General features: G+C 58.0%; 22 protein-coding genes. 12 read left to right on the top strand and 10 right to left on the bottom strand.

The features are described 5' to 3' along the window. The first annotated feature begins 43 nt into the window (after window positions 1-43). Both ACN2TU_RS01985 and ACN2TU_RS01990 read left to right on the top strand, forming a co-directional pair. Window positions 44-268 (top strand): hypothetical protein, encoded by a 225-nt coding sequence (locus ACN2TU_RS01985; protein ID WP_435152449.1) that lies wholly within the window; start codon window positions 44-46, stop codon window positions 266-268. 2 nt (window positions 269-270) lie between these two features. Beyond that, window positions 271-2,079 carry an IucA/IucC family protein gene (locus ACN2TU_RS01990; RefSeq protein WP_435152452.1) on the top strand — a complete coding sequence of 603 codons (1,809 nt, stop codon included), beginning with the start codon at window positions 271-273 and terminating at the stop codon, window positions 2,077-2,079. A gap of 24 nt (window positions 2,080-2,103) precedes the next feature. Here ACN2TU_RS01990 and ACN2TU_RS01995 read toward each other — a convergent pair whose 3' ends face one another. After that, the gene (locus tag ACN2TU_RS01995; RefSeq protein ID WP_435152455.1) at window positions 2,104-2,769 is read right to left on the bottom strand and encodes a sugar phosphate isomerase/epimerase family protein; all 666 of its coding nucleotides are present in this window, start codon (window positions 2,767-2,769) and stop codon (window positions 2,104-2,106) included. Between the two features lie 198 nt (window positions 2,770-2,967). Between ACN2TU_RS01995 and ACN2TU_RS02000 the strand changes: the two genes are divergently transcribed. From ACN2TU_RS02000 to ACN2TU_RS02010, 3 genes are all read left to right on the top strand, one after another. Beyond that, window positions 2,968-3,867, top strand: a complete 900-nt coding sequence (locus ACN2TU_RS02000) for an alpha/beta fold hydrolase (RefSeq protein WP_435152458.1) — start codon at window positions 2,968-2,970, stop codon at window positions 3,865-3,867. A 446-nt stretch (window positions 3,868-4,313) separates the two neighbouring features. Further along, a complete protein-coding gene (locus ACN2TU_RS02005; protein ID WP_435152461.1) occupies window positions 4,314-5,564 on the top strand; it encodes an MFS transporter in 1,251 nt (416 codons plus the stop codon). 235 nt (window positions 5,565-5,799) lie between these two features. Further along, window positions 5,800-6,423 (top strand): archaellin/type IV pilin N-terminal domain-containing protein, encoded by a 624-nt coding sequence (locus ACN2TU_RS02010; RefSeq protein ID WP_435152464.1) that lies wholly within the window; start codon window positions 5,800-5,802, stop codon window positions 6,421-6,423. Between the two features lie 38 nt (window positions 6,424-6,461). On the opposite strand, the gene ACN2TU_RS02015 is transcribed toward ACN2TU_RS02010, so the two are convergent. Together ACN2TU_RS02015 and ACN2TU_RS02020 are read right to left on the bottom strand one after the other, a co-directional pair. Further along, complete coding sequence (locus ACN2TU_RS02015; protein WP_435152467.1) at window positions 6,462-7,352, bottom strand: universal stress protein; 891 nt, start codon at window positions 7,350-7,352, stop codon at window positions 6,462-6,464. A gap of 4 nt (window positions 7,353-7,356) precedes the next feature. Next, window positions 7,357-7,503 (bottom strand): hypothetical protein, encoded by a 147-nt coding sequence (locus ACN2TU_RS02020; protein WP_435152470.1) that lies wholly within the window; start codon window positions 7,501-7,503, stop codon window positions 7,357-7,359. A gap of 7 nt (window positions 7,504-7,510) precedes the next feature. On the opposite strand from ACN2TU_RS02020, the gene ACN2TU_RS02025 reads away from it, so the two are divergent. Next, window positions 7,511-8,845 (top strand): sodium:calcium antiporter, encoded by a 1,335-nt coding sequence (locus ACN2TU_RS02025; protein WP_435152473.1) that lies wholly within the window; start codon window positions 7,511-7,513, stop codon window positions 8,843-8,845. Between the two features lie 67 nt (window positions 8,846-8,912). On the opposite strand, the gene ACN2TU_RS02030 is transcribed toward ACN2TU_RS02025, so the two are convergent. The 4 genes from ACN2TU_RS02030 to ACN2TU_RS02045 are packed head-to-tail and all read right to left on the bottom strand — an operon-like array spanning window position 8,913 to window position 14,544. Next, window positions 8,913-9,953, bottom strand: a complete 1,041-nt coding sequence (locus tag ACN2TU_RS02030) for a hypothetical protein (protein ID WP_435152475.1) — start codon at window positions 9,951-9,953, stop codon at window positions 8,913-8,915. Next, window positions 9,953-10,969: a GNAT family N-acetyltransferase gene (locus ACN2TU_RS02035; RefSeq protein WP_435152478.1), complete on the bottom strand. Its 1,017-nt coding sequence runs from the start codon at window positions 10,967-10,969 to the stop codon at window positions 9,953-9,955. Before ACN2TU_RS02035 ends, ACN2TU_RS02030 begins: the two co-directional genes overlap by 1 nt. Before the next feature lie 3 nt (window positions 10,970-10,972). Then, window positions 10,973-12,616 carry an alkaline phosphatase family protein gene (locus ACN2TU_RS02040; RefSeq protein ID WP_435152480.1) on the bottom strand — a complete coding sequence of 548 codons (1,644 nt, stop codon included), beginning with the start codon at window positions 12,614-12,616 and terminating at the stop codon, window positions 10,973-10,975. Continuing rightward, window positions 12,613-14,544 (bottom strand): asparagine synthetase B family protein, encoded by a 1,932-nt coding sequence (locus ACN2TU_RS02045; RefSeq protein ID WP_435152483.1) that lies wholly within the window; start codon window positions 14,542-14,544, stop codon window positions 12,613-12,615. The genes ACN2TU_RS02040 and ACN2TU_RS02045 overlap by 4 nt, the downstream gene beginning before the upstream one ends. Window positions 14,545-14,879: 335 nt before the next feature. On the opposite strand from ACN2TU_RS02045, the gene ACN2TU_RS02050 reads away from it, so the two are divergent. Both ACN2TU_RS02050 and ACN2TU_RS02055 read left to right on the top strand, forming a co-directional pair. Beyond that, a complete protein-coding gene (locus ACN2TU_RS02050; protein ID WP_435152486.1) occupies window positions 14,880-15,746 on the top strand; it encodes an NmrA/HSCARG family protein in 867 nt (288 codons plus the stop codon). 104 nt (window positions 15,747-15,850) lie between these two features. Continuing rightward, window positions 15,851-16,999, top strand: coding sequence for an MBL fold metallo-hydrolase (locus ACN2TU_RS02055; protein ID WP_435152489.1), 1,149 nt, complete (start codon window positions 15,851-15,853; stop codon window positions 16,997-16,999). An 88-nt stretch (window positions 17,000-17,087) separates the two neighbouring features. On the opposite strand, the gene ACN2TU_RS02060 is transcribed toward ACN2TU_RS02055, so the two are convergent. Then, window positions 17,088-17,489 carry a formate/nitrite transporter family protein gene (locus ACN2TU_RS02060; protein WP_435152492.1) on the bottom strand — a complete coding sequence of 134 codons (402 nt, stop codon included), beginning with the start codon at window positions 17,487-17,489 and terminating at the stop codon, window positions 17,088-17,090. Between the two features lie 62 nt (window positions 17,490-17,551). Here ACN2TU_RS02060 and ACN2TU_RS02065 point away from each other — a divergent pair, with 62 nt between their 5' ends. Next, window positions 17,552-18,121: a hypothetical protein gene (locus ACN2TU_RS02065; RefSeq protein ID WP_435152495.1), complete on the top strand. Its 570-nt coding sequence runs from the start codon at window positions 17,552-17,554 to the stop codon at window positions 18,119-18,121. Beyond that, window positions 18,118-18,540 carry a hypothetical protein gene (locus ACN2TU_RS02070; RefSeq protein ID WP_435152498.1) on the top strand — a complete coding sequence of 141 codons (423 nt, stop codon included), beginning with the start codon at window positions 18,118-18,120 and terminating at the stop codon, window positions 18,538-18,540. The genes ACN2TU_RS02065 and ACN2TU_RS02070 overlap by 4 nt, the downstream gene beginning before the upstream one ends. 194 nt (window positions 18,541-18,734) lie before the next feature. Here the strand turns inward: ACN2TU_RS02070 and ACN2TU_RS02075 are convergent, their stop codons facing one another. Further along, window positions 18,735-19,211 (bottom strand): hypothetical protein, encoded by a 477-nt coding sequence (locus ACN2TU_RS02075; RefSeq protein WP_435152501.1) that lies wholly within the window; start codon window positions 19,209-19,211, stop codon window positions 18,735-18,737. 337 nt (window positions 19,212-19,548) lie between these two features. Between ACN2TU_RS02075 and ACN2TU_RS02080 the strand changes: the two genes are divergently transcribed. After that, on the top strand, window positions 19,549-20,181 hold the full coding sequence (locus tag ACN2TU_RS02080) for a helix-turn-helix domain-containing protein (protein WP_435152504.1): 633 nt from the start codon (window positions 19,549-19,551) through the stop codon (window positions 20,179-20,181). A gap of 82 nt (window positions 20,182-20,263) precedes the next feature. After that, the gene (locus ACN2TU_RS02085) at window positions 20,264-20,635 is read left to right on the top strand and encodes a DUF7344 domain-containing protein (RefSeq protein WP_435152507.1); all 372 of its coding nucleotides are present in this window, start codon (window positions 20,264-20,266) and stop codon (window positions 20,633-20,635) included. Between the two features lie 411 nt (window positions 20,636-21,046). Here the strand turns inward: ACN2TU_RS02085 and ACN2TU_RS02090 are convergent, their stop codons facing one another. Continuing rightward, window positions 21,047-21,853, bottom strand: coding sequence for a tyrosine-type recombinase/integrase (locus ACN2TU_RS02090; protein WP_435152510.1), 807 nt, complete (start codon window positions 21,851-21,853; stop codon window positions 21,047-21,049). Window positions 21,854-21,982: the final 129 nt, after the last annotated feature.

Here is a 21,982-nt window from a genome sequence, read left to right on the forward strand (position 1 = left end):
ACTCGGTTAAGATCGGCTCTTCGGATTCGACGCCCCGAGGAGGATGTTCATCCAGAACGCCGGGATGCACGCTCACGGCGTCGGGACGCCCGACCTCGGTCTCGGCTGTTATCGAAACGCACAGATAATCGAATCGCTCGTCGGAGAGGAAGTCTATTCCGTCGATGAAGACACCGTCTTTCAGGATTTCTCGGTCGAGCGATTCGTCTCGAACGCACCGAACAGCGAACGACTGCGGAGCGAACACGCACCACTTCAGGAGGACTAACGATGCAGCAACTCACACCGGACACCGACGGACGAATCGAACACGAACAGCTTCAGGACGCCCTCTCGACGGATATTTGGGAGAAGGTCGGTCGAAACCTACTGGCGAAGATGCTGGCCGAATTCGGCTACGAGGAACTCGTGTCGCCCGGAGAAGTCGACGACGGAGTCTACCACCTCGGCCTGACAGCGGGCGTCGAATACCAATTCGAGGCCGAAGAACGGACGTTCGACTGGCTGCACGTCGAACCGGAATCGCTCGAGCGTCGAGGTGCTGGCGACTGGCAACCGGCGACAGACCCGGTTCAATTCCTGCTCGATGCGCAGGACACCATCAGCGTCTCGGACATGACGACGGGCCATTTGATTCGGGAGTATCGAAACACGATGCTCGCGGACGCACACATCGAAGCCGACGAAAGCGACATCGACCTCTCGAACCTCGACTACGCCGAACTCGAAGGCGAGATGACGGGCCACCCGTGGATTACCTACAACAAGGGTCGTCTGGGCTTCGGCTACGACGACTATCTCGATTACGCGCCCGAACGGAAACAGCCAGTGACCCTCTCGTGGGTCGCGGTTTCGCGCGACAGAGCGACGTTCGAGGCGGTATCCGGCCTCGACCACGACTCGCTGGTTGCGGGCGAACTCGGTGAGTTCCGCGAGAAATTCGACAACAAACTCGAATCGAAGGGCTACGACCCGGACGATTATTATTACCTCCCGATTCACGAGTGGCAGTGGGAGAACAGCATTGTCCAGCTGTTCGCGGACGAAATCGCCTCGGGGAACATCGTTCCTCTCGGCGATGGGCCGGACGAATACCTGCCACAGCAGTCGATTCGAACCTTCGTGAACGTGGACGAAGAGGAGCGCCACCACGTCAAACTCCCGCTTCGAATCCTCAACACGCTCGTCTACCGCGGTCTGCCCGGCGAGCGAACCGAGGCCGCACCGCTGGTCACCGAATACATCAAGGACATCTACGAGGACGACGAGTTCCTGCGCGAGGAGTGTGACCTGATTCTCCCCGGTGAAATCGCGGGGCTGAACTACGACCATCCGGACTTCTCACGGCTGGATGGCTCCGCCTACCAGTACGACGAACTGCTCGGCTGTGTCTGGCGCGAGAGCATCTACTCCTTCCTCGAAGACGACGAACAGGCCATCACTCTTTCGACGCTGATGCACGAGGAAAACGGTACACCGTTCCTCGAATCGCTGGTCGATGAATCCGGCTTGACGATGGAGGAATGGCTGGACGAATTGTTCGCAACTGTCCTCCCGCCACTTCTCCATTACCTCTATCGCTACGGGACGGTGTTCTCACCCCACGGCCAAAACACGATTCTCGTGTTGAAAGATGGCCGACCGCACCGCCTCGCCGTGAAGGATTTCGTGGACGACGTGAACGTCAGCGACCAGCCGCTTCCCGAACTCCAATCGCTGCCGGACGACCTCTCGGCGGTGCTTCGCTCCGAACCGCCGGAGGGCCTCTGTCAGTTCATCTTCTCGGGACTGTTCGTCTGTGTCTTCCGCTACGTTTCGGATTCGCTGGCAACCCATTCGGATTACTCGGAAGAGCAGTTCTGGACGGGCGTTCGGGACGCGATTCTCGACTATCAGTCGCAGTTCCCCGAACTCGAAGACAGATTCGAACTGTTCGACCTGCTTCGACCCGAATTCACGAAACTCTGCCTGAACCGAAACCGTCTGCTGGACTACGGCTACGAGGACGCGGACGGCCGACCGCACGCCTCCGAACACGGGACGGTTCCGAATCCACTTCACGACGTCGCTGAAAAATAGGGTCTTTCCGGTGGGTGCTTGCACTCACTGTTCCCGTATCACTTCTCGATACATTTCCAGTCCATGCACTTGCTCGTCCGGCATCACTTCGAGGACGACGATACCGTCATAGAAATCATCGATGATGGAAATCACTCGCTCCATCCGCATCGTTCCCGTGCCGAACGCCAGTCCGTCTTCGTATTTCGTTCCGTCACAGCAGTGAATCACCGGAATTCGGTCGGCGTACTCGTCCAACAGGCCTCTCAGGGCAGACAGGTAGTCCGGCTCTGCCATGTAGAGATGTGCGGTGTCGAGGACGAGCGGTCGGTTCCGGTCGAGGAGGACAGTTTCCAGAAAGTGAACGCTGTGTCCCGTGGAGTTCTCGAACCCGTGTGGGACGGTGAAATCGACGGCGGCGATGACGCTGCCGATGTTGCTAACCGGGATTTTGGAAGAATGAACGACGAGCGTTGCGTCGAGTCGGTGACACAAATCGTTCGTCCGTTGGATGTAGGCGGCGCTTTCGAGGCCAACGTGTGGCGTATGGGCGGACGCGATATCGACCGGTGCGTCGCGGCAGACTGAAACCGTTTCTTCGAACTCGTTCAAATCCTCGGTCGTGAGGTGCAGTTCGACTGCGTCGAATCCACGCTCGGCGGCCGCCTCTAACTCGTCGACGGAGGGTGGACATTTTCCAACGACGGTCATCGGTTCCGAGTATCGGCGCGCGACTGCAAATACGTACTGTGGTATGTGAATTAGACACAATCCCGTTCCACCAGTTTGTCTCCCACTTCTCAACCCAACCAGTCCGACCCGTGTCTTCTGCGCCACTACCCCCAGCTCCTTCGGCCGATAGGTTATCGTGTGTCCGAGTCGTCTCCGTTTTCCATCGGGGGCGTGTGAATGAGCAGTCGAAATACGACGGCCGATGACCGAACACCAGCGTGGGTTGATCGGGAACTGTATCCGTTTCAGTCGAACTACATGGCGTTCGGCCCGGGACGACTCCACTACATCGACGAAGGGGAGGGACATCCCATCGTCATGCTCCACGGAAACCCGACGTGGTCGTTCCTGTACCGTGACCTCGTCCGCGGGCTTTCCGACGAGTATCGGTGTATCGTGCCCGACTATTTCGGATTCGGCCTCTCGGACAAGCCACGTGGATGGTCGTATCGCCCGGAAGACCACGCTCGCATCTTCGAGGCGTTCGTCGAGGAGTTACGACTCCAAAATTTCACGCTCATCGTACAGGACTGGGGCGGTCCGATAGGACTCTCGTATGCGCTCTCGCATCCGGAAAAAGTCTCGTCGCTCGTTATCATGAATACGTTCATGTGGCCGGCGGAAAATCGGCGGATGCGAGCGTTCAGCACGATTCTCGGAAGTCCCTTCGGACGGTATCTTATCCGGAAGTACAACCTGTTCGCCGACCAGGTTGTGAAACGTTCCTTTGCCGAGCGCTCGCGACTGACGCCGAGAATCCATCGTCACTATCTGGAACCACTGGCGACGCCGGACGACCGTGAAGCGAGTTGGGTCTTCCCCCGCGAAATCACCGGCTCGGAGGAGTGGCTCCGAAGCCTCTGGAACCGTCGCGCGAATCTCGGGGAGATTCCCGCGCTGTTGCTCTGGCCGATGGGGGATGTCGGGTTTGGGATTCAGGAATTGCGACGATGGCAAGCACTGTTTCCGGACGCTCGAACCGTCGAATTCGAGGATTCGGGTCACTACATTCAAGAGGAGAAAGGCCCCGAACTGGTGCCGGAAATTCAGACGTTTCTGGCCGAAGAGGGAGATTGACTCTGCGCCGAACCGATGCGTACCGATGTGTTCGAACTGACCTGGTGACGACCAACAGTGCGTAATCGAACACCAGTGTCGGCGTAACATTTATTAAGAAGTTTGACAACTATTTGATAATGAATCTCGAATAACCGGGAAAATCGGTCAGTAGACCGCTTTTTCTTCGCGGCGTGCTGGGATGGGAGGCGTTCGACCGAACGCCTTCTCTGGGTGCTACCTGTCACGTCCGCCACCCGGTGTATTCGAGATACCCTTCTCCTCGGGAACGGTCGTTTTCGACCAGCTATCGCGTCTCACGGACGGGTCGGGAGTCGTTTGCCAATCCCGGGATACGACCTGACGATATCGCAGGTCGTCGTGTGAGCGCTCTCTTTCGGAGCGCTCCGACGTCGGGTACTCGAAACCAGTTGTGGAGGGACGTCGGGCGAAATAGTAGATGGAATATGATTGAAAAAAACGTGAAACGAAATCTATCGACGTATTACAGTTCGCTGTCCTTGCTAGAAGACCGGACAGTCCTCCTGCTCTGTGTATCGAACGTCCTCGACCGAATGTCGGAGTCGATTCTCGTCCCGCTCCTCCCGATCTACGCCGTCCGATTAGGGCTGAATCCGTTATTGCTGGGCGTCATGTTCGCACTGCTGACGGCGACGCGTGCCGTCGCTTCGGCACCCTGCGGCTATCTCGCCGACCGATACGGAAAACGGCCATTCATCGCGTGTGGAATGATAATCGGCGCGTTGAGCATCATCACACTGGGCTTCGTTACCGACCCGGTGCTGATACTGGCACTCCGGGCGCTCGACGGTGTGGCAGCGGGAATGCGGAACGCACCGACTACCACCTATTTGGGCGATATTTCGGACGACGAAACCCGTCCACAGGTGTTGTCCGTTTACCAAAGCACCGGTACGCTGGACGCGACAATCGGCCCCGCGTTCGGCGGAATCATCGCCGCAGTCGGGTCGTTCTCGGTGCCGTTCGTCCTGCTCGGCGGATGCACACTCCTCGGCGGCAGCCTTCTCGCGGCGTTCCTCCCCAGCATCGAATCCGAGAGCGAGAACCGACGTCTTCGCCCGAAGATATCGCTCGGCGCGGTTCGAGGACAAAGCAGTCCGTTGTTTATCGCGCTCACGCTCAGCGCGTTGCTCAGCGGTCTCGGACTCGGCGCGACGAGTCCGATAATCGCACCGCTCTTACAGGAAACGATCGGCGCAGGGTCGGCGTACATGGGGATGTTTTGGAGTCTCTTCAGCATCTCCCTCACGGTCGTCATGCCCGTCGGCGGGTCGCTCGTCAACTCGTTCGGAAAACGACGAGGCGTGTTGGTGGGTAAAACCATCTGGACGGCGGTTATCGTCGTCGTCGGGTCGGTTCACATCTGGTTCGTGCCGCCGTTGCTATACATGCTGGGTGCCGTCGGGAGTGCGTTCTCCGGCCCGGCGTTGGGGACGATTCGATACGAAACCGCACCGGATGGAAACGATGGGACGGTTCTGGGTGTATACTCCACGTTTTCGTCCGTCGGTCACGCTATCGGTCCCCTCGCCAGCGGGGCTATCGCTTCGGCGATGAGCTATCAGGCTGCGTATCTGAGCGTGGCCGTCGTCTGGGGACTCGACGTGCTCGTGTTGGCATCTGCATTCGTAGTCGGGGAAACGACGACATCGGTGAAGAATTCACCTGCCGAGTGAGAACTCCGGATGTGTCGTCTGACGACCACCCCATCGCTACCGAAGTGCAGTATCTGTAAATATAATGTATTTTACCGATTTTTAATTACTGTCTGAAAAACACAGTATTGGGCCCATAATCTGTTGAATCAGTCCAGAAATCTATTGATAAAATTATGGTAATAAAAGCAAAGATTTAAAAATATTCTATCACCCTGCTCAGGGGTGTTCGGGGTTTCTCGAACCACGAGAAATAATGAAAGACACACTCGAAACGCGCCTCGATGACAGAGGTCAAGTCGGTATTGGGACACTTATCGTGTTCATCGCGATGGTGCTGGTCGCCGCGATTGCGGCGGGCGTACTTATCAACACGGCGGGGTTCCTCCAGTCGAAATCCGAACAGACAGGACAGGACAGCAGTGCACAGGTCTCGAATTGCGTCCAGGTCGTCAGCACGTACGGAAACGTCTCTGACAACCAGAACGTCAATTTCGTCAATTTCACCGTCATGCGTGGTGCGGGATCGGACGACATCAATCTCTCCGAAGCGACGATTCAGTGGACCGGACCGGACAACGCGACCACCCTCGTCGGTAACAACTCCTCGATGGACGGTAACACCGTCATCATCGCGCCCGAAGACGACGAATTCGCTATCAGCCCCATCAAGGACACGGACGAATCCCGTCCCGTCCTCAACTCGCAGGACGACCGACTTCGTCTGACAGTTCCGGCTTATCTCATCAGCGACGACGGAAAGGGTCTGATGGAAGGAGAAACGGCGGAAGTGACGATAACCACGCAGTACGGTTCAACGGCGGTCTACCAAGTCTCCATTCCGCAGTCGCTCGCACAGAAGAGCGCGGTAACGGTCTAACGACCGACGCACAGGCTTTTTCTTTCCCGCCCCGACAATCACTCCGTCTCTACGGTTCGCGTCACGACGAGGACGGGGACGTCTACGACGCTGAGTACGTTGTCCGTAACGCTTCCGAGCAGTTGTCCACTGAGATTTGCTTCGCCCCGGGATGCCATCACCACGAGGTCGATATCTTCGTCGTGAATGTAATTTCTGATACCGGCCGTCAGTGGATCCCGAACGACCGCCGTTTCGAGGTCGATATCCGAATCCGTCTCGCGGACGCGGTCGGCAATTCGCTCGACAGCGGCCGTTCCCCGTTCTTCCAGTCGGTCGATGAACGTCTTCGAGACGCCCCCCGCGCTGAACAATCCGCCTTCCTGCTGTACGTCCACGACGTTGAGGACGTGTAGCGTCGAATCGTACCGTTCAGCGACACTCACGCCGTACGATGTCGCGTTTTCTGCGTTTTTGCTCCCGTCCGTCGGGAGGAGAATTTCTTCGTAGGCTGTCCCTGTCTCGGCCGAGATGTCCCCGCCGGGGACAGTAAACACGGGGACGCTGACCGTTCTGAGCACGCGGTCGGTAACGCTTCCGAGTAGTTGTCCTCCCAGTCCCGACCGCCCGCGACGGCCCATGACGATGAGGTCCGCGCCGATCGTCGTCACTTGCTCGCCGATGGTTTCGTGTGGCTTTCCTTCGACCATCGAGCTATCGAACCGGACGCCGATTTCGTCGGCCATCGTTTCGATTTCGGCGAGGAGTTCCATCCCCCGTTCTCTTCGCTCGGCCTGTGCATCCGCATCGAGTCGGCGAAATCGGCTTCGTTCGAGTACGTACAGCACGGTTATTGTCGCGCCGTACATGTTCCCGAGTTCGAGTCCGTACTTCGCGGCCCGCTTCGCACAGTTGCTTCCGTCGATGGGGACGAGGATTCGGTCGAACATGGTTCTACACGACCATACGCGGGAGACGAGCATAAACCGTCCCTCGCGGGCCACGGTCTGCACTTTCGTTCGTCGATTCCATCCCGGTCGTTTGTATACGCCGTCGAAACTCCCAGCCGACGGAACCGTTACGTTGTTGATCGTTGTTCATGGAAGCCATGAGCTCTCCGGTGCGACATCCACTCACCGCCGTCGTCGGAGCGGTTTTCCTCACCGTCGCGTGGGTAGCCGTCTGGGTGACGAACGCCCACCACACGCTTGGAACGCTCGTCGTCGTCGCCGTGAGCGGACTCGCCATCCTCGGCGCGTCGTTCCTGCTCGCGTGGGGCGCAGAAACCGCCGAAAAGGATGTTCCGCGAGCGTTCGCGTTGGCCGTTCTCGCGGTACTCGCCGTCGCTCCCGAGTATGCGGTGGACGCCTACTTCGCGTGGACCGCCGGGGCGAACGCCGGAACGGAGGCCGGACGGGAGGCTGCGAATCTCGCGGTCGCGAACATGACGGGAGCGAACCGCATCCTGATCGGTTTGGGCTGGTCGGGTATCGCTCTCTTTTCGATTCACCAACATCGAAAGCGAAAGGACGGGCAGTACATCGAGCGGGACGGCTTCCTCGATGACGCGATTTCGCTCGACCGGGACATTGCAACGGAGATTCTGTTTCTGTTCGCCGCGACCGTCTACGCGTTTTTCATTCCGCTGGGTGGTGGTATCAACGCCATCGATTCGTTCGTGCTGGTCAGTCTCTACGTTGTCTACATCGCCATCATCATCCGGGGCGAGGTGAGCGCCGAAGAACAGGTCGGCGTCCCGGCCTACTTTCAGCGTCAACCGCGGTCGGTTCGAATCCCGGTGGTGTTCGTCCTGTTTTCTTACTCCGGATTCCTCATCTTCACTGCGGTCGAACCGTTCGCACACGGCCTCGAAAATCTCGGCCTCCAATTCGACATTCCACCGTTTTTCATGCTCCAATGGATCGCACCCTTGGCGAGCGAGAGTCCGGAACTCATCGTGACGGCGTATCTGGTGAACAAAGCGCGCGCGACGGCAGCGTTCAACGCCCTGATATCCTCGAAACTTAACCAGTGGACGCTCCTTATCGGCACGCTCGTGGTCGTCTACAGCCTCGCGCTCGGGCAGTACGGCACGCTTCCGTTCGACCGGAAACAGATGGCCGAAATCTGGCTCACCGCCGCACAGAGTTTCTTCGCCATCGCGGTGCTCGTCAACTTCACCATCAGCATCCGTGAGGCCGTGACGCTTCTCACGCTATTTCTTTCGCAAGTGGTGTTGGAGTTCGTGTTTCTTCAGACGCTCCCGCCTGCCCAGGCGGCGACATACTCCTACTGGTTGCTCATCGCATACTCGGTTCTGTACATCGTTTTGGGCGCGCTCTTGCTGTGGAAACGCCATACTGCGCTTCGGGAAATACTCCACCTGACTGCCGCGAAGATTCGACGCGCACGCATCCGTCGGGCCGAGGAGTCACAGGACTGACCCCTCGCGAGATGACTGCGGTTTCATCCACCATCACCCTATTCAATACCGAGCGTTCGAGCGACGATTAGTCGTCGTGGCTAGTGACCGAGTAAAACAGCCTGCCGAGCAGACTGCCGACTGCGACTGCCACGCCGAACCCGTTCTGTCCTTTGGTCGATGTCGTTGTTGGCGACTCGCCAGCAACGACGTTGGTTGTCGAACGCCGTGTCGGAGGTGATCGACCGGTGGTCGATGCCGCCTGCGTGGTCGCGCGTGCGGTTCTCGAAGCGGTGCGATTTCGCGTCGTCCCGGCCGGAGTCGTCTCACTCGGTGCAGAGTCGTTGTCGTCGCACGTTCCGCCTCGAATGACGACCGGCTGATCCCGTCGGAGGGAAACCCACCGAAAGCCGGCCGAGTCCGGGGAGAGTGCGCGCCACGCTTCGACCTCACCCGGATAATGGTCGCCGTGCAATCGCGCGTCCTCGTTGAATGCGGGGTCGATTCGGACGACATCGTCACGGGTGATTCCGCGGAAGGCACCGCCATCAGCCCCACCTCCGCTATCAGGCTCGGTGGCCCACGTCCAATCTACGACCCACTCGCTGCCTTCCTGCGTAAACCGGTCGTAGTTTGTCGGTGCGTCGTACTGGTCGTCCGTGACTGCCCACTCTCCATCGGACGGCAGACCCGAAATGGAGAACGTGACCGCTCCACCGCTCTCCCCTCCCCGCATTCCGTGCATGAAAACGAGACTCGTTCCGCGTGAACCGTCGTAGCAATAGAGAACGCTCTCGCTGTTGCGCTGGAGTTCCTGTGCCGAACCGTACGAACTGTACCACCCGCTCGGGGAGGTATCAGACGACCGGTAATCGTAAAACTCCTCGACCGTCTCGTTCCCGTCCGACGTGACCATCCCGAGGGGAAGACAGGTGTCCCCTTGTTCGAGAACGTATGCCGATGGCCGAACTGTCGCGTCCGAAAGCCGGTCTTCCGCACGATTCGACGCGGTTACTACGCTCGTCGCACCACCGACAGACCCGACGACACTGGCAGTTGCGTGGAGAAACGACCGTCGATATATCGACGGTCGTTTCTCCAGTCCAGACGACTCGTCGTCCCCAGTCATCACTCCGAAACCAACCTGACCGCAGTTGGCAGCCGTCGATACACGCCGGTCACCGCTTTCATCCTCGACGTTTTTTGCTGTGCCGTGTAGTACGTTGCCGGTTCGGGCCCGAATTTGGATTTGTACCGACAGAGACGGGGGAGGTTCGCCCCGACTAGGTCGTAGCGAGACCGACCCCGTGCTCGTGCGTCCTGCATAATGTGCCAGTCCAGCAGATCGTTGATCGGGAAATCGACGTCCCGTTTCGTTCCTCCCTGCCATCGATAGATGGTGTCGCCGTATTCGAGCGTCACGATACCGCCGACGATTTCTCCCTCGCACTCACAGACGTATGGTCTGACACACCCCTCGGGGAGCAATTCGGCCAGTTCGGTCACGAACGCAGGGTCGATTCGGTACTCCTTTCCTTGGTCCTCGTGGCGCTGTTGTACCTGACTAATGATGGCTTCGAGGCCGTCGGTGCCACCGTCTCGAATCGTGCAGTCCTCGTCGTCTCGATTTCGGATGTTGCTCCGAGCGTCACGGCTGAACTGCATGAGCAGGTCGTCGTCGGTGAGATCTACGAGGTACGTGTATGACGGCGACACGTCGAACCCATCCCACGAGAAGGGCCGAAGGTCGGTGTAGCGGTCTACCGTTCGAATGTCGATGTAGTCCGGGGCGATCCGTTCCGCTATCCAGTCGAGGCACTGGTCGATGAACCGTCGGTGTCGGCGCTCCGCTTTCCGTTGTTTGAGCTTTCCGAAGTTCAGCAGAACCGGACCGAGGTAGTACACTTCGAGATGCGGTGGCGGTGAGTACACCGTCCGAAACGGCCCGGTCGTCGTCTCGAAGAGCGGGAAGATACCGACCGGCTCCTGTCCTTTGTAGCCGACGAGGAATCGTCCATCGGCGTCGGCGGTTCGGGCGAGTAATGACAGCGCCTCGTACCGATGAAACGGCGTCGTATGTTCCGCTCGGTCTACGTGTTGATTCCACTCGTTTTCGTTTTCCACTTCGGTGATTTCTATCGTCATCGTTCACTCCAAATAACCAAGTGCAGTCAGTCGATTTGCGATCGATTCGTCGTCCGTCTCTCGGGTGGACTGTCGCCGTCGGGTTGAGTACTGTCGCACGTCTGTCGGTTCGACGCACGACAGAACGGAGCCGTCCATCTCGGCGCTCGTGGGGACGCCGAACAGTGCAAGAATCGTCGGTGTCACGTCGAAGAGATGGGCGTCGGAAAGCGTCCCTCGAACGTCGTTCCTTGCCGCGGCGTCTTCAGCCACGTCGTCCCCGGTCACGGCGACCACGCCGTCACGCTTGTGGTTCCACGGTTGACCCGGTGCTGCGAACTGGTGTCCGGCGAGTTCGGCCGAGAGGAAGTGGTCGAAATCGGCTGGCACCGTGACGATATCGACGGCACGGTCGGCGTTCGGCCCGTCGAAGTACTGCTCTCGACGACCGACCGCTTCGAATAGCGGCTCTCCATCGGGCGTTTCGACATCGCGAAGGAGCTCGACGAGTTCCGTTCGAAGTTCCTCGTATCGTTCAGGCGGAACGACACCGTTCGGTTCTCTCCCGTCGAGATTGATGCGAACGCCACACTCGATTCGAGCGCGCATGTACGCCTTCGAGGCGGCGAAATCGACCTGCCTGTTGCTCGCCCGGACGACTTCGTCGGGGACGAATCGAGTCGCCACTTCGCGGAGCCCGATCGATTCCAGGAGGTTTCCTGCCCGCTGGGTGGTGAAACCGCAGCGAGCGGCGATGGCGGTTGCCGCTTCCAGCAATCCGGCTCCGGACGTTGCTTCGTCGCCATCCCGGAGATGATTGTCGCGAACCGGGATCCACGATGGCATTCCTGCCCCACCTTGGGTGACCGTCATGTACCCGTGTTCGGCGAGGAATTCGTTGAGATAGAAGCTGTACCCTTCGTACTTACCGATTCCGTGGTCGCTGACGACGAGGACGGTGTCCGGGTCACAGTCGGCGAGGATTCGACCGACTTGCTCGTCTACCGCCTCGTACACTGCCTGTACGGTTTCTCGCTCGCCCGGATGTTCGTGAAAAACCGTGTCGGTCTGTTGGAACTGCACGAAGCCGAAATCCGGGTCGAACCGGTCGGTCAGATATCGGAACGCGTCCCCTCGCATCTCGATGACCGATCGGTACGCGGCCGCCGCTTCGGAAGGGGGTAGGTCGTCGCTGTCCGGGTAGACGCGGTACTCGCCGATTTCGTCGCGGAGGTCGCTCAAAAGTCCCGATGGATGACAGTCCGGGGATTCAGGTGCCATGTAGCCGGGCACGAGCGCGCCGTCAAACTCGCGCGGCGGATGGGTGACGGGAACGTTACAAACGACACTCGTGTACCCGTGCTGGGAGAGGAGTTCCCAGACGGTCGCCGTCCGGACGTGCGAGCCGTTGACCACGTCCCAATCGTAGCCATCGTAATCGAGAAAACTGAACACGCCGTGTTTTCCCGGGTTGACGCCGGTGCACAACGATGGCCACGCGCTCGGCGTCCACGGTGGAATCTGGGATTCCAGCGACCCGGCGACCCCACTGTCGAACAGCCGTTCCAGATTCGGGAGCGACCTCTCCTCGAAGAGCGATTCCAGCACCGAGCGACAGGCACCGTCGAGGCCGAGCAAGAGGACGCGAACACCGTCCGAGTCACTCATCGAGCATCACCGCCGTCTTCGGTCGTGGCCATCGGTGAGCGTCGTTGTAGCTGGCCGTGATCGACGATTTCGGCCGACGTGTTTTCGTCCCCTGATCCGCTGGTGAGTTCCTCCGTGACCGGCAGCTCCAGCATCGTGAGGAGCGTGTAGAGTTCGACAGTGTTGTCCATCCCGGCGACGTGGTTGCGGTAACTCTGTTGAACGCGATCCCGGTCGAGAAACGGGAGGTCGTCGATTGTTTCTCGGTTTTCGTCGAGAGCATCCCCAACCATCCCGTGGTGTCGAATATGCTTCTCGTCGTTCGACCACGGACCCTGCGTCATCCACGGTTCGGGCGGTTGCTCGCCCTCCAAGAACTTCCACCGGAGTGCGTTCAGCTGTTTTCCGACGTACTCAACCGGGAACGAATATTTCACCGGAACGCCCGATTCCGAGTGTGGGATGGCGGCGAGTTCCGAATCGAGCTGCTCGACGGCGCGGTTAACGATGTTTCGTCGAACCCGATATCGAACCGGCATCGTGAGATGGAGGTCGATGAGGCGGTTGTCGAGGAACGGTGTTCGGTATGGCCGAAGCTGTCGGAGGCTGTTCGTGAAGATGAGTTCCGTATCGTTCGAAAGCGGGTAGTAATCGCTACAAAGGGCGAGTTCCCGAATTGACCCGTATCGAACCCCGTGATGGTCGATACAGTCGCCATCCCACCCGATGTTGTTCCGAAGCACCCGTTCGACATCGACATCGCCGTCGAGATACGTCGGCGTCTCACCTCCGAGTTGGTCAATGAACTCGTCTATCGATTCCGGCATGGTTTCGACCGGGAGCGTCACCGTTCCGAGACCACCAAGCGACACCCGCGGCGACGAGAACCCGTGTGATTTGAACAGCGTATCGGAGTACAGCCCGGACACGAGCACGTCCACTGAATCCGTTATCTCGTCGGCAAATCCGGTCGGATATGCCTGTGTGAACCAGCCGTCGAAGTTCGAGAGCGGCGGGTTTTGGTCGAGCGCTCGTCGCCGATATTCCCGGTCGCGGTGGAGGAAGACGAACTCGCTCCTGTCGGTCGTGGCGACCCGTTTCGCGGTTTTTACCTCACGATTTCGCCAATCGTTCATATGATAACAGACGGCCGGCCGTTCCATCGCAGCCAGTATCAGGCGTGAATCGCTCCCGCCGCTCAGCAACAATCCGTAGTTGCGGTCGTCACGTACCCACTCGTCGAAGATGCGCCGAAGGATGTCGGAGAATCGATCGACGAAATAGCGAAACGGCTTGTTTACCGGTGTGTACTCCGGCCGCCAGTAACAACGTGACTGCTGTGTCATCGTGTCGAGGTCGAGGGTCGTCACGCTCGCTGGTGGACGCTTCTCGATTCCTTCGAGCGGTGTCGTCACCCCGAACGACCGTTTGTACGTGAGATATTCTGCGATGTACTCCCGGTCGAACGACGTTTCGACGTCGGGATAGCGTGGCAGTGCCTGAATATCGGTCGAACACACGACGGTGCCACTCGCAGTTCGCGTGTGAAAGAGCGGATACGAACCGAGTCGGTCGGTCACGAAGAAGACGGTTCGCGCGTCGCGGTCGTAGATGACGCCAGCGAACTGCCCATTTACGTGTTCGACGAAATCGATTCCGTGCGACTCGTACAACCGTGCGCAGTACGACGGACTGTCCACTTCCGATGGACGCGGCGTGTACGAACCGTTCGATTCGATTCCGTGTACTTCGCCCTGAATCCAGACCAGCGCGGCACCGTCGGTCGTCGCCACCGGTTGGTCGTCCGCGAGCGAGGCGTGGAAAGCGCTCGAAACCGTAACTCGGTCGTCGGTGAACGTCGCGGTTCGGTCGTCGTCCGCCCATTGCATCGTCGGAACCGCCGCGGAGTTGTGGATTCGTTCTCCAAAGACACCGAACAGTCCTACCATATTCGTCTCCACGGTCGTGTGCTTCGGTCACCCTCCGTCCCCGTAGTGTCGCGATATATCTCGCTAAGCACTCCATGAATCGCTGAAGGAACCGATTCACCGCGTCGGATGTGACGGCGTAACTCTAGTTGTCTCGCTTTTGTCCCCATCGATTTTCACGATTCATTAAGTCGATTCCTTGTGGTATTGTTATAAGCGGCCTGTAAGCCGATTATGAACTCCTACTCGGGAGTAATGAGTCCCTTTCGACGCGAAAGAGACTGATTTTCGTCTCCACGAGACGGTCATCGCTCGTGGCTCACACTTAAGGAAACGCACGCCGTCCATGTCATTCTATGTCACAGTCAACTTCGGCGAGCATCCTCGTCGTCGGTGCGACGGGAACGCAGGGCGGTGCCGTCGTCGATTACCTGCTTGATTCCGACGAGAATTTCGACGTACACGGGTTGACGCGGAATTCGGGAAGCGACGCCGCCCAACGGTTGGCCGACCGTGGGGTCACGATACACGAGGGGGATTTGGACGAGAAAGACACGTTTCGGCCGGTTCTGGAGGACGTTGATGCCGTCTTCGGCGTGACCAACTTTTGGGAGGCAGGTTACGACGACGAAGTGAGGGAGGGGACGAATCTCGCGGAAGTCGTCGCAGATGCTGGCGTCGAACACTTCGTGTTCAGTTCCGTCGGCGGTGCAGACCGCAACACCGGTATCGCGCATTTCGACTCCAAGCACGAAATCGAAAAACGCATTCGCGAACTCGACCTGCCCGCGACCATCGTTCGTCCGGTGTTCTTCATGCAGAATTTCGAGGGGATGCGCGAACCCATCGAAAACGGCACGTTGACGATGGCGCTGGACGAGAGCGTTTCGTTACAGATGATAGACGCGGCGAACATCGGCGCGTTCGTCACGCGAGCGTTCGAGAACCCCGACCAGTACGAGGGCGAAACGTTCGAACTCGCGAGCGACGAACACACGCTGGAGAGCGCGGCGAACGTTTTCTCCGATGTGCTCGGCCGCGAGGTCGAAGCTCAGCACCTTTCCATCGAAGACCTTCGTGAGCAGATGGGCGACGAGTACGCCGTCATGTTTGAGTGGTTCAACGAACACGGCTACGAGGCCGACATCGAGGAACTCTGGTCGAATCACGACGTCGATTTCACGCGACTCGACGCGTACCTCCGCGAGCACGACTGGAGATAGCCAGCGACGACTCGAACGAGATGGATTATTCGGCGTCGCTGGTTCGGCAACCGCCAAGCGACAACTGCTAACCGTCCACGCGACCCAGATCGCGTGGGGGTTCCATGGTAGATCAAATCACCGCGAACGAGTTGGCAGACCGATTGGATGCAGGTGAATCGATGACGCTCATCGACACCCGTCCCGAAGATAGCTTCGAGGCGTGGCACCTGCACGGCGCGGAGAACGTTCCATTCGACCCGCGTGAGGGCGTCGGGGACGAACACCGCGACCGAGTACGCGAAATCGCCGACGAAGAACCGCTCGTCACCATTTGTGGGAAAGGCCTGACATCGACGCCGTTCGCCTTCGAACTCGAAGCACAGGGGTACGACGACGTGACCGTCGTCAAAGGCGGGATGGAAGACTGGAGCAAAGTGTACGATGTCGTCCCGATAGCGACGAACGACAAGGAACTCGTTATCCGACAAATTCAGCGGCGAGGAAAAGGCTGTCTGGGATACGTCGTTGGTTCCGCCGAGTCCCGCGAGGCCGTGGTCGTGGACGCGACGCGTCAAATCGACGTGTTCGAGGTTGTCGCCGAAGAAGCCGGATTGCTCATCTCGTGCGTGTTCGATACCCACATCCACGCCGATCACATTTCGGGTGGCTCCCGACTCGCCGAAATCCTGGACGTCCCGTACTACCTCGGCGAAGCAGCCAGCAAGCGCGATGTCGAGTACGACTACGAACCGCTCGAAGATGGGATCGTCATCGAACTCGATGGCGTGGAGATAACGGCACTTCACTCGCCCGGCCATACGACCGAAATGATGAACTACCGCATCGACGGCGAGTACCTCCTCACGGGCGATACGCTGTTCGTCGATTCGGTGGGTCGTACCGAACTCCCATTCGGCGAGCGCGATGCGTCTACGGGGGCAGCGTTGTTGTACGACACGCTCCACGGAACAATTCTCGACCTACCGGATGACACCCGAATTCTACCGGGACACGTTTCGGTCACGAGCGACGGTCGGTACGAGGGCGGCGAGTCGGGCGAGCCGGTTCAGGCTCGCCTTGACGACCTCCACGACGACCTCGACCTCCTTCAATTGGACGAAGAGCCGTTCGTCACTCGACTGACCGAGAACGTTCCGGAGAAACCGCCGAACTACGAGACGGTCATCGCCATCAACACGGGGTCGGAATCACCCGAAAGCGAGGAGGCCGCGACGGAACTCGAAGTCGGGCCGAACAACTGTGCGGCGTGAGAGAAGGTAGTCTGTGAGTCGATAGTTCCGACTCATGCGAACCCATACAACCGACGATGAGTAGCCGAAACGAAAGCGAATTTCAACACTAATCCCGCCGTTCGGTCGAGGGCGTTCCCGTCCGTTCTTCGGACGACTCGTCGCGTTCCCGTTCTCGGAAATACTCGCGCAGACGAGACCCGAAGAGCCACTCCGACCACGACAGTTCGAATCGGCGTCGGTCGTGTTCCGGAAAGCGCCGATTCTCGGTCATGCTGAAGTTCACGAGTGCGACGAACACGATACCACCGAGGGTGTTTCCGAGGACGACTGGAACGAAAAAATCTGCGAATGCGGCTTCGATGCTCGCGCTCCCGATAAAAACCAAAAAGAGCACTTCGCACGCCCCGACCACGCAGTGAAAGAGGTCTGCGACGGGGATGATAATCATGATCGAGTACACGATGAGGAGTCGCGAAAAATCGTCTCGCGCGCGGCGTAAACCAACCATACCATCGTCGCGACGAGGCCGCCAGCGAAGATGCCTTTGTAGAAGAGCGCGGATCACGACGTGTGCATCGCGTGTTCGCCGAATCGGTAGGCCGTTTCGGCCACTGCGGGTTCGAAAATACCCGTTCTCGGCTCGAATCCCGGGAAACGGATGCGTGGTATGTTGTTCCATCATCGAACCGCAACCAACTGGAGTTCGGGCCGGGGTCGCCCGGTGAACCACGGTCAGTTCGTGCCTACATCTCGAAGATGTTCGCGACGTTTCGCGAAACAGCAGCCCGGTCGGCGTCGGAGTTGGAAGACGACCTTGCCGACGGTAGTTGGCGCGACTGGTGGCAACTTACACTCTATTGGGCAACCGGAATGCGGGCGTGGACGCGTTCGCAGACGCTTCAGACGCCCGCACCGGCAACCGACCCCGTACCACATTATCGGCGCGTGGGCGTGGCCCGGTACGACCAATTCCCGGAGTACGTGACCGACCGGGCCGTTCGTGTCTCACAGTTACGGTCGCGACCAGCGTCGGCGGTCATGCGGGGAACTGACCCACCGGAGAATCCCACGTCAGCACCGGCATCGTCTGCCGACCACTCCGCTCCAGCAGTAGCTCCCGTTGTCCGCACTAACCAATGATACTCCCAACGAATCAGTTACCGACCAGTCCGATTACTGCTGACCGCCTGGCCGACTTCACGAAGTTGCCACACGTCCGTGAGATTCGTGTTGCCGACAATTGCCGACTTGACGAAGCATGTCGTACTGACGACGGCACATTCGATACCTTCCGAACGTTCGATGCGTTTGTCCTCATCACAGAGATGGGGGTCAAGGCCTACTGGTACGGTCGATGGAGGCGGAGTTGGCAACGGGTGTATCCGTTGGTTTCCCATTCTGATGCAGAGAGTACCAGTGACGCGGAGGTCGTCACGGTCGCGTGGGAAGCAATTGAAAACCATCGACAATCCGCTGCTGCCGTCGAAGAACATCAGCTTGCGTCGATGTGTACCGAGAAGCAGTTCGACGGGTTTCGTCCGGCAAGCGACCTCCGATAGCTCCTCCGGGTGGTGTGTCGGTCTGCGACATCCATTCCAGAATTGGACGTTCGCGCACCCAAAATGACTACGATGCGGTAGGAGTCTGGGACCTGCCATTTAATCTCGGTTAAGATTTGCCGTGTCTGTCTACCCAAATTCCGGTCTCCTGGGGTCAGAGAACGGTGAAGCAGACGAAACTGGCTAAGCGTTGATTACCCTTGGAGTGCCGGTTCATCGGTTGGTTCTTGGCCCGCCCATTGCGTAAAGAGGTGCTGCGTTTCGGGTGGGAGGTCGCGGATATCATCCTGGTGAGTTGGTGTGGGCTCCGTCTCTTTTTCCGTCGTAGGTTCGTATCCGACCCACTCAAGGAAGTCGCAGTGGACATCCCATGCTGCCTTATATCTTCCGTCGTCTTGTAACTGCGAAACGGTATGTTCGTACATTGTCAGCGTTTGAAGTTCGATATCGTCCGTTAGATGGTCAGCGATTTCTTCCCCGATGCGTGCGATATCTTTCGATACTTGTGCGGGACTAACGTCGTACACTTCTGCAAGACGAGCTTGGTGGATGTTTTTTCGGGAACCTGCTGCGATGATTCGGTCGAGTAAATCTGCTCTGCGTTCGACGTACGTGTAATCGGCTGGGTCTTTGTCCCGTGGCACGTTCGTATCAAGATAATTCGTGCTCATTGCCGCTCTCGTAGGGATAGACGGGTGGTAGACTCTTAAATTCATGGCGCAGAGTGCTGGTGCAACTCCCGACGGTAGTGAGTTGGTGGCAGTAACGCTGGGAACGACCGCTACCGACGGTCAGTATGACGAGTATTTGTCTACGGTAGGCGCAGGTGGGTCGCGAAGCGTACGCCGATTCAGAGCCGAAGCGCACCGCCCGAACGCCGTTTGCATAGCATCGCGCCCTGCGTGTCCTTGGTAGTCACTGTCCCGGAGTTACTAAGACCGTTCGGCTACCGATTAACAGGACATGGCGGTCGTAACAGAACTCAGCATAAGTCCACGTGCCTTCCCAATGGGAGAGCTCCTTACCGTTGGGACGACCACTCACATCGAATTCGAACGGGTCGTCCCGGTCGGTGGGAACGTCGTCCCGCTGTTCTGGGTGTGGGGTGAGGACTTCGATGACGAGGAGTTCGAACGGCGCGTGCGAGAGAATCGGCACGTCACCGACCTCTCGGAACTTGACCGCATCGAGGACCGCATCCTCTATCTGCTGAACTGGGACGTTCCCGACGAAGCCTTCCTCGAAGGGCTCCAAGAGACGAACGGAATCATCCGCAATGCAGAAGGATACGACGGCGAGGACTGGTCATTCGAGCTGCTCTTTCCCTCGTATGATGACCTCTCTGCGTTCCACAACTACTCTCTGAACAACGACGTCGACTACACGCTCGGGCGTGTGTTTACGCTCCGGGAGGCGGGACAGACGCAATCAGCAGTGTCGCTCACCGACGAACAACGCGAGGCACTGCTGCTCGCGCTCCAGCGAGGCTATTTTGAGTCACCCAGTCCCGTGACGCTCACCGAGTTAGCGGAGGAACTGGACATCAGTCAACAGGCGCTCTCCGAACGGATTCGACGCGGGAACAAAACCCTGCTCAAACAGACGTTGCTCGACGTGGAGGAGACCCCCGACCGAGATTAGCTTGTAGCCCCCATCCCCACTTATAAATAGCCAGTAATAACAACCCATCCACTAATTCGGATGACGCTATTGTCCATAGACGATGGACCAACCCACTGGCGCGAAACGCTGCTCGGTAGCTATTGATGACGTTATAAAAATTGTCGCTGACCCACAGCGCCGTCACATTCTTTCCTACCTGTCGTCCAACTCCGAGATCCACTGTTCCGTTACCGAGCTCGTCGACCATCTCCAGACACAGGCCACTGAGACCGACCAGTCACAACGCCAACTGCGGCAGCGACTGCATCACGTGCATCTCCCGAAACTGCAAGACGTTGGCCTCCTCGCCTATGATGCGGAGGCACAGATGGTGCAATATACCGAGCGCCCACGGTTGGAGTCACTCCTCTCTCACGTGGCATCGCTCACCGAGAGTGTCCCAAGCGAGTCGGCCGCAGACCACGACGAGTAGGTGGTTTGCTCCAAATGCCTATGGTCGTCCCGTCTCATTACCCACCACGAGGGAGTATCCGAACAATCCCGTGGCGTGTGTGCAGCCTTCTGCGTGACCCCGTAAAGAGCGGTGATTGGCTCTTTGTAGTTTTGTTGAATTTCAACGCTCAAAGCGGAACACAGCCGTTTTCGTTCGATATAGCGCTGATAGGCATGGACGAAAAACGTTCCACTCAGTGTGAGTACACCACCAAGTAAAATGCTGGCAAGGTCAGAAGCCATCTATTTGTTGTACTTCTTGATTCTTGAGTATAATAAGTTATTGAGTCCAATAAACATACCAGAAAGCCACTTACATTCTAAACGTGCTCACTATCGAAATGTAGGAATCGTAGAAGTGGGCGTTAAACCCCTTTGTTAAAGTACTCTGTCAGAGGTTTAGCTTGAAGATGCGTTCGCGGTCGATGCCTTCTTCGATGCGCCAATAGGTCGAAAAGTAGTGGCGACCGAAGTGGCTGGTCACATCGTCGTATACCTCCAGATTGGCATAGTCCGGGTGGAATTCCTTCTTCCAGTCCTCGTTCACCGTCTTCGACTTGAGCTTCGTGTTACTCGTCTCCGAGAGGAACAACCACGGCTCTCCGTTATCTGGTCGGGGAAATAGGCTGTCAATTATCACTCTTCGAAGTTCGTCGTCCAACGGGAGGGTGCGGCCATTTTCCGAATTGTTTCCCTTCCGTTCGTATTTCGATGGGATGTAGATGCCGTTCTCCCGGTTCCTAAGCTTATCGTGGGTTCCCAATTCGTCGTAATGGCTGTGTAGTTCTGCGTTCTGAATGTCAAAGTCCGCCAATTTGATATTCGTCACTTCGCCTGCTCGAAGGCCGAGTTTCAACTGGTGACAGATTATTGCCAGCCGACGAGAATGGGCTACGTCTGCCACTTTCTCGCGGAGGTCTGGAAGGAAGATACGGGGATAATTCCGCTCTTTCTTTTCATCCTTATCGTAGTGCATCCTTGCTTGTGCAGCTTTGAATGGGTTGTAGTCCTGCTCATGGGGGTATAGGTCCGAAAGCTGCCAGTGTTCATAGGTTTGGTTGAGTTTCCGGCACTTTTCTTTCGCGATTCGAACCGCGTTCCCTCGTCCTCCATCGATTTCGTCGGTAACCAAGTGGTTGAGAAACGCAGTAACGTGTTTTTCGGCAGGATACGCTGGGTGACGGTTTCGTTTGTGCATGAAGTTCCGCCACTGGTCGAACACGCTCCGATACATCTGGCGCGTTGACTTTTCATACCCTCTGGCGTTAGCTACGTCGTCCAGAAATCACTCGAAGAAATCTGCATCGGAGTCCCCATATTCCGATTC

The organism is Haladaptatus marinus (assembly GCF_051194195.1).